Origin of the sequence: Terribacillus halophilus, from assembly GCF_900101385.1 — a bacterium.
GTDB classification, from domain to species: Bacteria; Bacillota; Bacilli; order Bacillales; family Amphibacillaceae; genus Terribacillus; species Terribacillus halophilus.
In genome coordinates this window covers 76809-93419 of sequence record NZ_FMZB01000004.1, presented here as the reverse complement: position 1 = coordinate 93419, position 16611 = coordinate 76809, and the positions used below count along the sequence as shown (strand labels likewise).

The window sequence follows — 16611 nt, the reverse complement described above, 5'->3', positions numbered from 1 at the left end:
GTAATATGATTCCTCCAGTTGCCATCTATCAGTGTGATGAGCGGGTGGGCGTCATAAAGATGCGCTATCGCGCGTTCTTTATCAGCTGCTACAATTACTTGAAGCCCTTCCTTTTGATACGTTCCCTCGCTCGCATCAGCCAGTCATTGTTACTCGAAATAAGGAGAACCGGTTCCTGTCTGATCAGTTCCCTGGGAAGAGGCGGAAGTTCAGCCTGCTGTTGCAGCGCTGCTTCGATCGTTTCTATAATAGACATCCATATATGTTTGGAAAGTCGCTCTCCTTCTATATCAGTCATGTAAAGCAGCTGCGTCTCTGCAACTTCAGACAAGATATCCAGCCCGATGGATGCTCCTGTGCCTTTGATTTGATGAACAAGCTGATACAGATCTCCTTTGCGGATCGTCTCCTGCTGCTTGAACATCACAAAACTTTCATTTATTTTTGTTTTGAAAATATCCTGGTATTTCTTCAATCTCCACACCTCTATCTTTATTGCACTTAACATGGTGTAATAGCTAAGATTGCAGGTTGATTATAACATAACGCTAAATGGCATCTGCGTATCTCTTCGTATTTGTTATAATAAAATAAATCAATAAAAACTACTATTAAATGTCCAGCATACCAGATTATGCGTGCACACCAATCATCCACAGCAGGCACACAGACTGCTGGGCGAATACAGATAAATGGATAGCTATTTGCCTCAGATAAACAAGGACAATTGCCCAGGAAATAATCAGGTGCAGCCTGAACCCATTCCACTCAACCTCCTTGATCTAGGGACAAAATCGACATTCAGCAATAACGTTTTAACCTAATTGCCAATCATCTGCTGCCAATGATCACTACACGGAATACATCACTTCTCTCCTTCTTAACCGATACCCGAGTCACTTCCCGCTTTTTTATTTCCCTTCTATCTGCTATGATAGGGGTAAGTATGGACGCTAGGAGGTCAATAGCATGAGTGTAAGAGTTGAGAATACCCCGAATCCGAATGCGAAGAAATTCACTACTGATAAAATTATCTTTGAAGGCAATGGCAGTGTATCCGTCATGCCTGGACAAACAAGCGAATATGACATCATGAATCAGCTGATGACAGTTGAAGGTGTCGATAATGTATTCGGCTTCCAAAACTTCATTACCATCAACAAACTGCCGAACGCAGATTGGGACGAGCTTTCCGCTAAAGTCGTCGCCGTCATGGAAGAAGCAGGCTATTAAAAAAGCTGAGGAGCATACTGGCTCCTCAGCTTTTACTTATCTTTACGGAAGAATCCGTAGATGCCTGCTGTTTCGACAACATTCATGAAAGCGGATGGATCCACTTCCTTGATGATGTGTTCCAAATCATATAATTCATAACGGGTAATGACAAGCATGAGCATATTTTTATCTTGCTGTGTGTACCCGCCTTTGACGGGAATAATCGTAATACCGCGCACCATCTTGTTATAGATGGCTTTGGACAGCCCGTCCGCTTTGGTAGTGACAATCATGGCCGTCACTTTCTCATAGCGCGTATGAATCGCATCGATCACCCGGGTGGAGACATACAGGGTGACTAAAGTATACAGAGCATTCGCTGGTTCATTAAGGACACCCGCAAGAATTATGATGATTCCATTCAATAGCAGGAAGTATGTGCCGACTGGTCTATCTTTGAGACGGGATAAAATCATGACGACAATATCCATCCCGCCGGTGGAAGCTCCCCATTTCAGCGTCAGACCGACACCGACTCCGGCTATGACACCCCCGAAGACCGCATTCAGGATGATATCATCCGATAAAGCATGAATCGGGAGTACCTCCAGCAAGACGGTCATGCAAGCTACCGAAAATAGACTATATATCGTAAATCCTTTGCCCACCTTCATCCAGCCTAAGATTGCCACCGGAACATTCAAAAGGAACAGCCATATTCCTGTACCGATCGAGGTGACGCCAAGCACTTGTGAGAAGAAATCGAATAAAAGCTGTGCAGCACCAGTAAATCCGCTGCCGTATACACTTGCTGGTATCAGGAAGAAGTTCAGCGCAACCGCATTGAGTAAAGCACCGAATATGACGACCACGAAACGTTTTACTTCAAAATAGAACAATTATGTACCTCCTTATAAGTCCCATCCATTAAAAAGCTTGCGCAGAACGCCCGAAAGCTATTCCTGCGCAAAAGCCCGCGATTATTATAGCCGAAATCCGGCGGAAAGAAAATAGTTTTACTATGTAAGGAGCATATATAGCTCCCAGAGTCAGACACGAATCTTCACATCATGATGCCGCAGCCAAAAATCGATTTGCCCCAAGTGTGCAAGCAGCTGTGGCCCTGTCATCAATTGACCGAACCAAGGGGCCGTTACATCCTGCCCTTTGCTTTTCACTAATGCTGTGATTGCTTGACGATCGAACAAGTCAAATAACCGTGCATCATCATCTTGGAGGATTCCTTCCATCCACTCGACGACCGCTGCAGTATAGACTGGATTATGCGTTTTAGGGTATGGACTCTTCTTCCGGTAGAGCACTTCATCCGGCAGGATACCTTCGAGTGCTTTACGGAGTATACCTTTTTCCTTGTTTCCATATGTCTTTACTTCCCACGGGATATTCCATACGTATTCCACTAATCGGTGATCACTAAACGGGACACGAGCCTCAAAACTTGCACCCATGCTCATCCGGTCCTTTCTGTCCAGCAAAGTCGGCATGAACCAGTGCATGTTCAAGTAAAACATTTGTCGCCGTTTTGCTGCCTCTGCTTCCTCTCCTGGCAGCAATGGCGTTTCATCGATTGTTTTTTGATACCTATCCAGCATATAGCCATGCAAATCCAGTGTTTGCTGCCATTCTTTCTTCAACAGGCCGCTACGTACTTCAGCGGAACGAATCCAAGGAAAACCTTCCCTGTTCAAGTCATCCTCCCGATAAAACCATGGGTACCCGCCGAATATTTCGTCTGCGCATTCCCCTGAAAGGGCTACTGTCACATTTTCTTTAATCCGTCCACAGAACCAAAACAAAGAAGCATCTACATCTGCCATACCAGGCAAATCCCGGAGGATGGCCGCTTCCTTGAGCGATTGGGCAAGAAGCAGGTTATCCATCACATATGTTTTATGATTCGTGCCGAAAGCTTTTTGCATTTTCTCGACGAACGTCTGGTCACTCGCCGGCTGAAAATCGCTTTTCTTGAAAAATGTATCGTTCCCATCGAAATCAATCGAAAATGTAGAAAGCTGGCCTTTGCCTGTTTCCTTATAGTGATTCGCAGCAATCGCCGTTATCGCGCTGGAGTCTACTCCGCCTGATAAAAAGGTGCCAAGCGGCACATCCGAAACGAGCTGCCGGATAACTGCATCTGTCAGCAGTTCTCTTACTCTTGCAGCAGTTTCTTCTATATTATCTGTATGTTCTTTACTTTCTACATTCCAATAACGAGTCAGTTTCAAGCCATTTCGATCGAATTTCCCGATATGAGCCGCCCGCAATTCTTTGATACCTTTAAAAACGCCATGACCGGGTGTCCGCGAAGGACCTAATGATAATACCTCTGAAACTCCTTCTTTATCAAGGATTGCCTCCACTTCCGGATGAGCCAGGATCGCTTTCAATTCCGAACCGATCAGCAGACCGCCATCCTGCTCCATATAGAAAAGCGGTTTTACACCCAATCTGTCTCTTGCAAAAAAGAGTGTTTCTGTTTTATCATGCCAAATGGCGAATGCGAAGATGCCATTGAATTTTTCAACGCACGCTTCTTTCCATTCGATATAACTCTTCAGCAGCACTTCCGTGTCGGAATGTCCGTGAAAGGACCATCCCCGCTGCTTCAATTCCTTCCGGATATCTTCTGTGTTGTACAGTTCCCCATTGTAAACCAATGTATAAGTCCCGCGCTCGTCAGTATGCTGCATCGGCTGTTTGCCTCCTGCTGCATCCACTACAATCAGTCGCCGGTGACCGAACAGGACATGTGATGCGCCCCAATCGTTATACTCATCCGGACCCCGTTTCGATAATGTCTGAGCCATTCTTTGGATGACAGGTTGCTCCTGCACCAAATTCCGTTTGAAATTAACCCACCCGGTAATACCGCACATATGCCCGCTCTACTCCTTTTCTCGCCTATGTCATATATTAAGCCGTTACTTCTACAACATATGAAAAGTTGCGGTAAACGTGAGCAAAAGAAAAAACCTGCCTTAATAGGCAGGTTTATGGCAGGAATCCCATCGGAAGGATACCGAAGCCAAGAAGTAATGTGATGACCAATGCAATGAAAAAGATGATCCACCAAGCTTTTGCAGACTTCTCTTTCTTTAATTTCACAAGGATCATCTCCATGCAAACGATGACGATAAGGCCAGCAATGCCCTTGATGATCGCTTGAACGGTAAAGGAAGAACCATCCTCGTCGAAATATCTCCATAATAAAACAAATCCGGTATACAGGATAAGCAGATAATCCAGCCGAAGGATCATATGCGGGATTGTTGCTTGTTTCTTCTTTTTCTCACTGTATAGAACCAGTGCGATAAAGAAGAGTAAGAGTCCCAGCCCCCAGCCGATTATATGTGTAAGTATCATTCCGTCGTCCATTGGGTGTGCCTCCTTTTGATAAGTACTCGTCCATCATACCATGATTCCCATTATTTCGGCATCAAGACACACGTTGCATATTTTTCTTCCGCAGCGGCTGGATCTTGCCATATGTCAGTATGCGCCACAGCCATTCAATCGGTCCGAAAGTGAAGAATCGGAACCAAATACGGCTTATGATCACTTGGATTACAAATACACCGACAACAAAGCCAACAAAACCAAGCAAAGAAAATTGTCCATATAAACCAAAACCAACTCCATAGAACAATAAGAACATCAAAACGGATTGGAATAGATAATTAGACATGGACATACGTCCGACGTAGCTCAGCTGCTGAGCAATCCAGCTGAATACCGGAAGATTTGCAACAAGCGTTATGACAGAAAGATAAAACAACGCACACGCTGGTCCTCCAATCGAATCCTGGATAATGGTCAGCCAAAGCGGTGTACCGATCAAATAAGGACCCGCTTTGAATACAAGGAAAAGAAATCCGGTAATTACAGTAAACCATATGAGCTTGCGGCGGTTCGCCACTGGGTCATGGAATAGCTTCACACGGGCAAGATAGGCACCGAGCATCATTAGGGGCAGCAGCATGAACGCACTGCTTATGATTCCGCCAACCCCATTAGCTGTCAGCCAGTCAACCATGTTCTGTTGCAGAACTTCTGTGTAAGTACCATTCCCGTACACTGCAAGTTTATTTTCGATATCCATCATAGTGAACATCATTTCTTCCACATCAATTCCAAGCAGCGAAGCACTCCAAACGGACAAAGTGCTTAATAGGATGGAAGGAATAAGCAGGATCGGGATCATCATCAACAATACCCATTTCGGTGTGTAAAGAAAAGGAATCAGCAATAAGCCAAGTATTGCATATGTAAAAAGAATATCCCCATGCCAAATCAAGAATGCATGTATTGCTCCAAACCCAAGCAGAATCAGCATCCTTCTGCTTAGAAACCAACCAGGCTTGATGCCGTCGCGTTTTCGGCTGTCGAATATAAGCTGCATCCCGAAACCAAACAGGATGGAGAATAACGTATAAAAGCTTGCTTGGAAGAAAATATCGATGCCGCCCAATAAAAAGCTATCCAGCTGCGAATCCCATTCAGGGGAATCAAAGCCTGGCATATAATACGGAGATCCGAATGAGGGAGCATTCACCATGAAAATTCCCAAAATCGCTGCACCTCTTGCAGCATCAATCCAGTGGAGCCGCTTTGTCTGCGGCATAGGTCTGATTTTATCTTTCATTTCATTCCGCCTTTCGTTAGTACAGATGAATCATTTACCAAAACAATATGGATGACATCTGTCAGAATTGCTAAAATTAGTATATCACACGCTACATAGCAGAAAGGGTTAATTTATGTTTAAAAAACTGGCTTCCGATGCTTTAGGTCTTTCCGACATTGGTACGATCATTTCCCCACGTGACTATGATAAGACAGATGCCGATGATTATGTGATGAACGAAGATAATGAAAAGATATACTTCCTGATCAAAACGAAACAAGACGAATACTGCTTCACGAACCTTGCCATCATTCATGTCGACGGTGAAAGTGCCGTGTCATCCAAGCGCACACTCCGCCGCTACCCATATTTGCAGCATCGCATCAGCAATGTCTACTTGGAAACGGCGGGAAAAGTTGATCTCGATATAGAGATTAAGTTCTCCATCGATAACCAGGTGATCAGCATCGATGTGAAGAAGGACCAAATCGATCAGCTGAAAGACCTTTATAAAGCGCTGCTGCGTATTGCGGAAATCAACTATGAAAACAATTTATACACAGACATGGCCCATACGAGCTTGGATAAAGCAGCCGCCATCCTGCAGCAGTCCCGGTACACGGACGGCACATTGGATGACACATACCGAAAACTGACAGAATTCGGCTTTGAATGGTTATCCTCGACAAAAGCTAAGTATCATGCACATGATTTCGGTTCCGTATACGAAAAATATATCAATAATTAAAGAAAGAGTGACTCGTATGCTGCGAGTCACTCTTTCTTATAATGGTCCTTCCCATACTCCATCATATTTCTTATCCGAGCTTAGAACTTCCTGTGCAAAAGTACAAACCGGAACAATTTGCTTTCCTTGTTCCTTCGCATACGCCACTACGTGATCGATCAAATCCGTGCCGATCCCTGAACCTTGTTTATCTTCGACTACCATCGTATGTTCAATGACAATATTATCTGTTTCCCTGAATGTCACCTCTGCATCGGGCAGTTCACTATCGCCAAGATAAAATCGCCCTTTTTCCTGTTTGATAGCAGCCATCGTCCCACTCCTTCCTACGCTTACTTTACCCGCTCAAAGAGCCAGGTATTCATTTAACCGACAAGTGTTTGCCGTTTTTGAATATAGGGTACAATCTTATGATCAAACCCAAAAGAGAGGCGTCCTTTATGTTTATCAAACTTCTCCCTCGACCTATCAGAAAATATCTGCATATGACAAGCAGGCAGCGCAAACACGAGGTGCAGCTCAATCTCTGGATGATGCCGGCCCTCTATATAACAGGAACCCTTGTTCTGGTAGCCATTCCGTTATTATTGGATCTGTATTTTGATCTGCCTACCAAGACTACTGGTTTCTTCAATGCATCTGCATCCAATACCGGTACCCTGGTAAGTGCACTTGTCAGCGGTACATTGCTGCTGGCTGCCTATACATTGAACTCTATATTGGTCGCTTTGACGAGCTTCAGTTCCGAGTATTCGCCACGCATGCTCTTCAACTTCATTTCGGATCGGACAACACAGCATATTCTTGGTCTCTTTTACGGGAGCTTTGTCTTCATGCTAATCTCATTCTTATTCGTAACGAACAGCTCCAGGGATTATTTCACCGCTGTACCGATTTCTTGTACACTTGTCACCTTGGCAGCTGTCATCGCCTTTGCTATTTTTGTCAACCATACGACAACTTGGATGCAGATTCATAATGTAGTGGATGCGATGAAGAACGAGTCGGAAAGGATCATTCAATCCACTTTGATAGATGAATTGGAGCCATACCGCAGCGATGAGCCCGGTTATACTTATGAAGATTATTCAGGCTATACTTATAAGGCCTCCGTTTCAGGTTATATCCAGCTAATCAATTTCGTCGACATGATCAAGCAAGCCAAGGAAGACGATGTTGTCGTCAGGCTGGATGCAAAGGCCGGGGATTACGTCTTGAAAGGAAACCGTTTGTTCAGTTATCGCGGACCAGGTGCCCAAGATCTGAAAATCGAAAAATATAATAGCATGATCCAAATCGGACATAAACGTTCAGAAATCCAGGACGTGGATATGAGCATGAACAAGTTAAGTGAGATTGCCATCAAATCCATCGGAAATGATGATCCTACTTCTGCTATCAATACTTTTCATCAAATGGCCGATTTGATGATCAATATGGATGCATCGACCACATTGCATCCTTATTTGCAGGATGAAGATAAGCAGACCCGCGTTGTTTATAATACGGTTACTTTTTCCACATACCTGCATGAAGGTTTTGGCCGCATTCGGCATTATACGCAAAAGGATTATCTCTTGATTGTGGAAATGATTCAAATTTTCATCCGAATGGCTGATTCCATTTCCGAAAAAAACTATTCCACCATCTGGGAATTTGCCCAGGATACTATCCTGCACATTCCGCAAACTGCATTCTACCGCGCTGACCGGATTCAGTTACTCGATTATTTGAAGCAGCTGGCGGATGTCACTGGGCACGGAATGGATTATTATGAACTGGAAAGGCACCTGCGACCAAATTGAGAAGATGCTGGGACATAACTAAAATACCATTGCTTAAAAGTGAACATTGCTCATAAGTGCCGCTTCGGCAAAATACTCCGCTTTCCACGGGCACGGCCTCAGCCTCCTCGTGGAAAGATCACCACTGCGGGGTTTTCAGCTCGTGCTGTTCCCGTTGGAGTCTCCGTATTCTGCCTACGCTGGTATAGGTTAACGTCAAAAACCCGAACTTGCGCGTATCTTTGTTTCAAGATTCACGTCAATAGTTCGGGTTTTCATTTGGCTAAAACGCTTCTGTCTTAGATCTCATCTTATACTTGCTGCAAAAGACCTTTGTCAAAGAAATAGAGATACTTTTCTTTGACTGGTTTCTTCCAGATCCGTTCGATTGCCAGAGCATACAATTCGATCTGCACTCGGTATTTCTCTGTCAGAATCTCAGCTCTTCTGACTGGATCATCACCATATAGTGTATCAGTCTTGTAATCCAGCAGCACAAGTCCGTCTTCCTCCACAATAATCTGATCGACTACCCCTTGCACGACAACCTTATCAGAAGCCGCGCCGGTCCAGTCATTGTATAGTTCATTTGCCGGCAGTGCCAGTGTGAAAGGCGTCTCCCGATAGAAGTGCTCAGCACGTCGCAGACGATCCGCTATTGGGGAATCGAGGAAATCAAGGACTCGCTCTACATCGATTGACGCGACTGCCTCTTGCTGCAAGAATTCCTTATCGACCAGTTCTTGCAGGTACTCCTCGAGCTCCTGCTTATCCCATTCTTTCCGGATATCTAGCTGCTGCATGACAGCATGAACTGCACTGCCCCGTTCGGCTGGTGTGAGTTCTTTTGCTTCCTGCAGGAAACGGGGCCTGCTAGCTATCGGTGCTCTTTGCTGGATCCGGTTCACTACTCGAATATCACTGTAGCTGTCCCGTACTTCCCGCTGCCGCTTGATTTCCGTCACCGTCTGTTTCGCTCGGAATCTTGTTGCCTCGGAATGCGGATATTGATAGGCCAGACGGTTCTCTACTTCTGTTTTCCAATCTGCATCCTCATTACCAGATTTCCAATCCGTGATACGCTGAAGCAGCTCTTGATTGGCTTCTTCTGCTTGCCCATTTGAGCTAAGATAATCTCTGCTTTCTTGGAGACGGATCCTCCATTTCGAGCGGTCAGCTGTAATTTCAGCCGGCAGCTGCACAGAAAGTTCCGCTGCCCTGAGTTCTATCGCTTGTTCATGCCGCAGCAGGGCCGGTGCAACCCAATCCATATAGGAGGTTGCTTCCAATCGGAAATGCGAAGGCAATACCCAGGATGGATGATCGGCAACTTGCTGCCATTTCTGAAGCTTCTTCTCCAAAGATGCGACATTACCGACCATGACCAGTTTTTCCTTGGCACGAGTCAACGCAACATAAAGGACCCGCATTTCTTCGGCTAGTGATTCTCGTTGTTTCTCTGCTTTCAATGCATGATAAATCAAGGTAGGATACATGAGCCGCTTCACTGGATCGATGTATTTACTGCCAAACCCTAGATCTTTATGCAGCAAATAGCGTTCCCTGAGATCTTGCTGATTGAATGTTTTATCCATTGCACCCGTAATGACAACAGGAAACTCGAGTCCTTTACTTTTATGGATTGTCATGATTCGAACAACATCTTCCTGTTCACCCAATGCCTTCGCAGCTCCCAGATCATCTCCGCGTTCTTCCATACGCTCAATAAACTTCACGAAACGGAAAAGTCCGCGGAATGATGTGTTCTCATAATTACGCGCCCGATCATAAAGGGCACGCAGATTCGCTTGACGTTGCCTTCCGCCTGGTATGCCGCCAACAAAATCATAATATCCCGTCTCGCGCATGATGGACCAAATCAACGCCGACAATGCTCCTTGTCTTGCTTCCATCCTCCAAGAGCGCAGCCACTCCAGCAGTCGTTCAATTTTTACGGATATCGTATCATTGGCATTCTTGGCATACGACCTGGCTGCTTCATAATAGCTGCTCCGCTGATCTGCCAATCTTATTTTGGCCAGATCATCTTCTTTCAGACCGATGATGGGGGAACGCAAAACAGCAGCGAACGGTATATCCTGCAACGGATTATCGATGATCTTCAGCACACTCATCATGACTTTGATTTCGATAGCGTCAAGATAACCTGTCGTAAGCTCGGCATAAACCGGGATGCCTTGCTGCTTCAGTTCCTCCATGATACTTGGCGCCCAAGTCATGGAACGCAGGAGGATGACAATATCCCGGTATTGGATATCGCGCTGCTGCTGTGTAGATTTATCGACAACTTGCATCGCACCGCGGCCTTCATGGCCGATCCATTGCTGAATCATCCTAGCATAGGCACGTCCTTCCAGCTGGGCTTTTTCCAGGTCCTCCACCGTTTCCGTATCAGTATCGGCTTCTTCTGCTTCCTCCGTACCATCACGATTGATGATGACCAGCTCTACATCCGTATCATTTTGCTTCAGTTCATCATACATTTTGTTTGCGTAAATAAGCTCTGCTTCCTTCTCATACTGCATTTCTCCGACATCTTCGGAGAACAGCTGACGGAAGATATAGTTTGCGCCATCCAGCACTTGCTGGCGGCTGCGGAAGTTGCTCGCCAAATCAATGCGCATGCCCGCATTTTCTGGATCGGAAAATGCCTTGTACTTATTCAAAAACAATGTTGGTTCAGCATGACGAAAGCGGTAGATACTTTGTTTGACATCCCCGACCATGAACATATTCCCGCTTCCCTTGCGATCGGAAAGCAGTGTGACAAGCGTTTCCTGCACAAGGTTCGTATCCTGGTATTCGTCCAAAAGCAATTCTTTGAACCGGCTTTGATAACTCTCCGCAATGCTTGACGGAATCATTTTATCTGGTGTGCTGTCCTCATCGATCAATACTTCCAAACAAAAATGCTCCAAATCAGAGAAATCAACCAATGCTCGTTCACGTTTTTCCAATTGATAACGGCTGCGGAATTGTTTGACGAGCAAAGCCAGCTGCTGGATCGACGGATAAAGCTCGAGCATATCTGCCAAATAGACCTCCAGCTTCCGGGCAAACCAGTCCCCGGCAAGCTTCCCCCATCTCTTTTTATAGGAATCTCGCAGTGCTTTCGCCTGTGCCTTTTTCGTATCGTCACATTCGATCTTTTTACCCGAAAGTCTGCCGAATGATTGCTCTTTAATGAAATTTACAGCCTCATTCCAGCTGCCTCCTACAAGACTCTGTGCTTCAGCAATGAAATTCCTTTCCGCTTCGAAAGTTTCTGCATAATGATACGGTCCATCCGGCTCGCGTGTCAGTGCGAGTGCCTGATTGGCTTCCTGCAGCATGGCTTGCAGCTGATCGTTTGCTTCCCGCTTTAATACTTGCAGCCAAGGAAGATCATTTTCATCCTTCACAGCAGAAACGTTATACAGCTCCGCCATTTCATCCAGCCATGTCTCCGGATAGGGATTCTGGGTAGCAAAATCATATAATTTCAGAATCAGGTCTTCTACTTCCAAGTCATTGCGGTCATTGCTGAAGCGATCGACTACACCAAAGAATGCCGCTTGCTCATCACCTTCCTTGCCATACCATTCTTCAAGCAGTTCGCCTATAACTTCCTGGCGAATCAAATCTGCTTCCAGATCATCTGCGATTCGGAAACCAGGATCCAAATCCAGTAAATATGCATATTTGCGCACGACATCCAGGCAGAACGAGTGCAGCGTGGAAATGGATGCATGCTGCAACAAGGACAGCTGCTTGCGAAGGTGCTGGGAAGACGGGTTTTCCTCCAATGCTTTTTCAAGAGCCGACCCGATCCTGCTGCGCATCTCCTGTGCTGCTGCATTCGTAAACGTCACGACAAGCAGCTGATCGATGTCCACCGGATCCTCTTGATTCACAAGCTTCTGGATGATCCGTTCAACGAGGACAGCCGTCTTACCCGATCCCGCTGCTGCTGCCACCAAGATATCATGTCCTTTGGCATCGATCGCCAGCTGCTGTTCCTCAGTCCATTTCACCATGTCGTTCCACCTCCTTCTTGATGCTGTTCAATACTTCTTCATCCTTCATATCTTTAATTGCGCGGTATTCATTGCCGGCAAGCGAGGCATCGAATTGACAAACGGCCTTGAAATCGCAGAACGTGCAAGCACTTCGATCATGGTGCCGATAGGGATTCAAATGCACACCGCCATTGGTGATATCCAGTCCCGCTTGTTCCATCAAAAATCTAGTATGCTGCTGCAGGGCGCGGAAGGTATGTTGATCCGCTGTCTGGGAACCTGCCCGGAAGCCTCCGTCTTTTTTCAAACCTGCCGGGATGATTTTGCTCATACCCGATTCGAGTGACGTATCCATCATCCGGGCAACTGATTCCTGTTCGAGAAGCATGCCTTGCATTTTGAATTTCTTGAAAATCTCTTCCTCGATATCCACTTGTGATCTGCTTGATTGAGAGATCAGCGGGTTATGCACATGGAAATACAGCACCCCCGCGGGAGTAGCCTTGAGACCAAGCCACTCTTCCGAATGCGACAGGACAACGTCCAGATAAGCGAGCATCTGGAGAGCCAGGCCATAGTAAACCTCTGTCAGATTCAGCGCTTTGCTGCTGGATTTATAGTCGATTATACGAAGGAACAGCTCTTCTTGATTGATCGCCTTGTCAACCCGGTCGATCCGTCCCCTCAATTGCACATCGTAGCCATTCGGCAGTGTGATTTCAATCGGAGGAAGTGTTTTGTCCTCACCGAAATCGAGTTCAAGTCCGACCGGGGAGAACTTGCTTTGCCTTGCTTGCTCACTCAGTGTATAGGCAGCACGAGCGATGATCTCTTGCAGCTTTTGCTGGATATACTTGAACCGGTTGGAACTATGGAGAATCTGGTTCTGCAGCACAGGGGCAAGATTTCCCATAGCCCGTTTCGCGTAACCTGCCGCGTCATCCCGGTTGATCTGTGCATAATTCCTGCCTTCCAGCTGCACCCAATCGGTGATTTGCTTCAATGCCTCATGGAAGAGCTGCCCGATATCGGGGGCATCCAGTTTGTAAGTCCGCCTGTTTTCCAACCCGAGACTGTATTTGGCAAAATGCTGATACGAACATCGGTAGTACGTTTCCAAGCGAGATACACTTGCTTTCACTTTTTTCGGGAAAAGTTGCTCCTTTGTCTCTTCCGCCAAGTCTTCTGTCTCATTTCGATAAAAAAGACTTTGAAGAATCCTTCCTGTCAGTTCCTCATTGCTTTCATGGCGAATGAACCAGTTAAGCACGCTATCCCAAATCGGATGGACAGGATAGCGCATTTTACGCGCAAGCTGCGTCGTAAGCGCCGATCGGCTCTGATCAATCGTTGCCACAAAACGTGCAGTTTCTAGACTATCTTCTGGATCCTGGAGCATACGCTCGTCACAGCACCAATCGAATAGATCCTTCATGCGCTGCACAAGGGAAGACGCCATTTTCGCCTTTCCTTCCTGATCACTGATCGGATAGCTTACCCAAAGCCGCTCACTTGCCGCCGTAAAAGCAAGGTACATATAAAAGCTTTCATCCAGCAGCTGACGTTTTCCCCCAGCTGCAAGCTGCAAGCCATATACTGCCAGCACTTCCCGATCTTCTTCACTGATGAGCCCATCAGGCTTCGGCTTCATCGGCCACACACCTTCATTGACTCCTAGCAGGAATGCACATTTCAACCCGCTTACCTTGCTGTGATCAATTGTACCGACGATCACCTGATCCAGACTTGGCGGAATATGGGCAAATTCCAGCGATTCGAATCCGGTCTCCATCGTGTGACGGAAAACTTGCAGGGAGACGCGTTCTTGTCCGACTATCTCCACGGCTTCATCCAACAGCTGAAGCACTGCGTCCCAGACCTGATCTTGTTCCCTTGCTCTTTCCAATTCACCGCGCTCGTCGAAAATGACTTGCATCTCCTCAAGTCGCTGCGGAACTTTCAGCTGTTCCAGCCAATCATAGACTGCAATCGAGCGTTCACGGAATGTCTTGCCTTCCCGCAGCTTCCGATCGAATTTCTTCATCGCCTCAGCTACTTGACGGCGGTAATGATTGATCCGTTTTTGCGTCTCCAGTTCCTTATCCGTCTGCCGCGTCGATTCAAAGCCGCGGAACCGCTGGAAGATCCAATCCTCTTTTTGCAGCCAGCGATCCCTGGAGCGGATGCCGTATTCCAGGCAATAATTCTCCAATTCATCTATCGCTTCTTCCGTCAGCGGATAGACTTCATCATTTGATGGGATGAAGCCGGTTTTCAATACGCGGAACACTGCCTCATAACGCCAATTCCCATCGACGACTTCCATTCCCGAACGGATGAGTTCCAGCAGCGGATGGTGGATCATCGGCTTTTTCTGATCGATGAACACCGGAATATGATAATCGGCGAACACAGTTTCGATCAGCTCGTGGTACACATCAGCCTGTCTTAAAAGCAGCGCGATGTCCTGATAACGGTAGCCTTTCTCCCGTACAAGCGCGACGATTTCCTGTGCCACACCTTCAACCTCCGCCCTTGGGTGGACTGCCTGCGCCAGCGTGATCGGCACGTCCCCTTTCAATGATGGTGCCGGGCGCGTTTCCAAATGCTTCTCCAAATGCAAGAAAGCAGGATTATGACCGAAACGCCCATCCTTGGGACTCAGCTGCTCGATAGAGGTGATTGGCACATTTCGCTCCTGTGCTGTCTGTTTGATTTGAAGAAAGGTGTCATGTGTGCGTGCAAACAAATCTAGCTCATCGACATCCTGGCGGTTTGCCCCATCCAAAGTAAGCGTCACTGTCACTTGGTCCGCTTCTGTCATCAGTGCACCGATAACCTCCAGCTCCTGGGGCGTGAATTGATGAAAACCATCCAGATAGATCTCCGATCCTTTGACAGAACGCGACAGCGGGATTTTGGTTGCCAATACATGTAGCTGGTCCTCGCTGTCAATATATTTGTCCCGTAAAAGCGCAGTCAGGCGATCGTAAATATAACTGATATCCTCCAGCTTATCCCGAAGCGTACGTTCAGGGGAATGCTGCTGTTGAAACTGCTCCATTTCCTGTATCTGGGCATGTAGAAGCTCCGGTGTAACACGATATCGCTTCAGCTCAGTTATCATGCTTTCCAGCTGCCCCATAAAACCATTCTTCTCGATTGCCTTTTGGAAGACATTCCAGTCGGATTTACGTTCCTCGGTAATTTTCCGGAGCATCATCTGGACACCGGTCGAGGTAATGAACTGCTTGGTCGCACCGCCTGTCTCCTGCAAAATATACCAAGCCAGCCGCGACAGGCTATAAACCTGTGCACGGATGCTGCCTTCCACACCGGTTTGCCTGATCAGCGCCTGTTCTTGCTGGAACGTCATCTGATCCGGAACGAGATAAAAAATATTCGGTCCCATTGGATCATCCTTCAATTTGGATGCTATCTCATCCAGGCAAGCCCGGCTTTTCCCAGCGCCGGACCGACCGATGATAAAACGTACCCCCATGTTAAACTTCACTCCTGTCTCCCAAACTAGTAATCTTATTTTATCATGTTCCGCGGTTGAAAGGAAAACAGACGCGCACGTTTGTTCGCTTGCATATACTGGAAAAGCCCCTTATCCAAGATAAGGAGCTAAGCACCAAGTCCAGTTGCCGACATCGGCCAGAATCGGGCACCAACCTTCCCGACCACCCGCTTAATCGGAATGAAACCAAATGAGCGACTGTCCAGACTTTCCCTGCGATTATCACCCATGACAAACAGCATTCCTTCCGGTACTGTTGTCCGGCCGGTGACATCTTCCAATGTAAAATCACATGTCAATTGGCCTTCGACATCATCGCGATAGTCTTCCAAATAATGTTCCGGCCTGTATTCCCCATTTACAAACAGCCTGTCATTTCTGACCTCCAGTGAATCGCCTGGCATTCCGATGATGCGTTTCACATAATCTTCATCTTCTGTAGCGTGGAACACAATGACATCGAAACGCTGCATACTGCTTGCATCATCCATGAACTTGTTCACCATCAAAAAATTGCCATCCTGCAAAGTTGGCTCCATCGACTCTCCTTCCACTCTGTAATCCGCAAAAATCAATTCTTTGGAACAAAAGAGCACAAGTACGATGCCGACAAGCAGGAAAACAAACTTCCAGCGTATTTTGTTTTTCATCTGTGCTTTCCTCCGGTTGTAGGTGTT

12 protein-coding genes are annotated in these 16611 nt (G+C 46.6%); 3 read left to right on the top strand and 9 right to left on the bottom strand.

Annotated elements, in window-relative coordinates; all coding sequences use genetic code 11:
- Nucleotides 1-94: 94 nt before the first annotated feature.
- Nucleotides 95-475, bottom strand: coding sequence for an Hpt domain-containing protein (locus BLQ53_RS08570; protein ID WP_093726898.1), 381 nt, complete (start codon nucleotides 473-475; stop codon nucleotides 95-97).
- Nucleotides 476-969: 494 nt separating this feature from the next.
- Here BLQ53_RS08570 and BLQ53_RS08565 point away from each other — a divergent pair, with 494 nt between their 5' ends.
- The gene (locus tag BLQ53_RS08565; protein ID WP_093726897.1) at nucleotides 970-1233 is read left to right on the top strand and encodes a NifU N-terminal domain-containing protein; all 264 of its coding nucleotides are present in this window, start codon (nucleotides 970-972) and stop codon (nucleotides 1231-1233) included.
- A 32-nt stretch (nucleotides 1234-1265) separates the two neighbouring features.
- Here the strand turns inward: BLQ53_RS08565 and BLQ53_RS08560 are convergent, their stop codons facing one another.
- The 4 genes from BLQ53_RS08560 to BLQ53_RS08545 all read right to left on the bottom strand — a co-directional run bounded on the left by BLQ53_RS08560 (nucleotide 1266) and on the right by BLQ53_RS08545 (nucleotide 5878).
- Nucleotides 1266-2114: a YitT family protein gene (locus BLQ53_RS08560; RefSeq protein WP_093726896.1), complete on the bottom strand. Its 849-nt coding sequence runs from the start codon at nucleotides 2112-2114 to the stop codon at nucleotides 1266-1268.
- Nucleotides 2115-2264: 150 nt separating this feature from the next.
- Nucleotides 2265-4112: an asparagine synthase (glutamine-hydrolyzing) gene (gene asnB, locus BLQ53_RS08555; protein ID WP_093726895.1), complete on the bottom strand. Its 1848-nt coding sequence runs from the start codon at nucleotides 4110-4112 to the stop codon at nucleotides 2265-2267.
- A gap of 115 nt (nucleotides 4113-4227) precedes the next feature.
- Nucleotides 4228-4611 (bottom strand): YisL family protein, encoded by a 384-nt coding sequence (locus tag BLQ53_RS08550; protein WP_244499301.1) that lies wholly within the window; start codon nucleotides 4609-4611, stop codon nucleotides 4228-4230.
- A 61-nt stretch (nucleotides 4612-4672) separates the two neighbouring features.
- Nucleotides 4673-5878, bottom strand: coding sequence for a DUF418 domain-containing protein (locus BLQ53_RS08545; RefSeq protein ID WP_093726894.1), 1206 nt, complete (start codon nucleotides 5876-5878; stop codon nucleotides 4673-4675).
- Nucleotides 5879-5993: 115 nt separating this feature from the next.
- Between BLQ53_RS08545 and BLQ53_RS08540 the strand changes: the two genes are divergently transcribed.
- Nucleotides 5994-6608, top strand: a complete 615-nt coding sequence (locus BLQ53_RS08540; RefSeq protein ID WP_093726893.1) for a PH domain-containing protein — start codon at nucleotides 5994-5996, stop codon at nucleotides 6606-6608.
- Nucleotides 6609-6644: 36 nt separating this feature from the next.
- Here BLQ53_RS08540 and BLQ53_RS08535 read toward each other — a convergent pair whose 3' ends face one another.
- Nucleotides 6645-6920 carry a GNAT family N-acetyltransferase gene (locus BLQ53_RS08535; RefSeq protein WP_093726892.1) on the bottom strand — a complete coding sequence of 92 codons (276 nt, stop codon included), beginning with the start codon at nucleotides 6918-6920 and terminating at the stop codon, nucleotides 6645-6647.
- Nucleotides 6921-7048: 128 nt separating this feature from the next.
- Between BLQ53_RS08535 and BLQ53_RS08530 the strand changes: the two genes are divergently transcribed.
- A complete protein-coding gene (locus BLQ53_RS08530; RefSeq protein WP_170829625.1) occupies nucleotides 7049-8413 on the top strand; it encodes a DUF2254 domain-containing protein in 1365 nt (454 codons plus the stop codon).
- 290 nt (nucleotides 8414-8703) lie between these two features.
- Here BLQ53_RS08530 and addA read toward each other — a convergent pair whose 3' ends face one another.
- The 3 genes from addA to lepB form a co-directional block, all read right to left on the bottom strand.
- A complete protein-coding gene (addA, locus tag BLQ53_RS08525) occupies nucleotides 8704-12429 on the bottom strand; it encodes a helicase-exonuclease AddAB subunit AddA (protein WP_093726890.1) in 3726 nt (1241 codons plus the stop codon).
- On the bottom strand, nucleotides 12413-15913 hold the full coding sequence (gene addB / locus BLQ53_RS08520; RefSeq protein ID WP_093726889.1) for a helicase-exonuclease AddAB subunit AddB: 3501 nt from the start codon (nucleotides 15911-15913) through the stop codon (nucleotides 12413-12415). Before addB ends, addA begins: the two co-directional genes overlap by 17 nt.
- Before the next feature lie 128 nt (nucleotides 15914-16041).
- Nucleotides 16042-16584: a signal peptidase I gene (gene lepB, locus BLQ53_RS08515; RefSeq protein WP_093726888.1), complete on the bottom strand. Its 543-nt coding sequence runs from the start codon at nucleotides 16582-16584 to the stop codon at nucleotides 16042-16044.
- Between the last annotated feature and the right edge of the window lie 27 nt (nucleotides 16585-16611).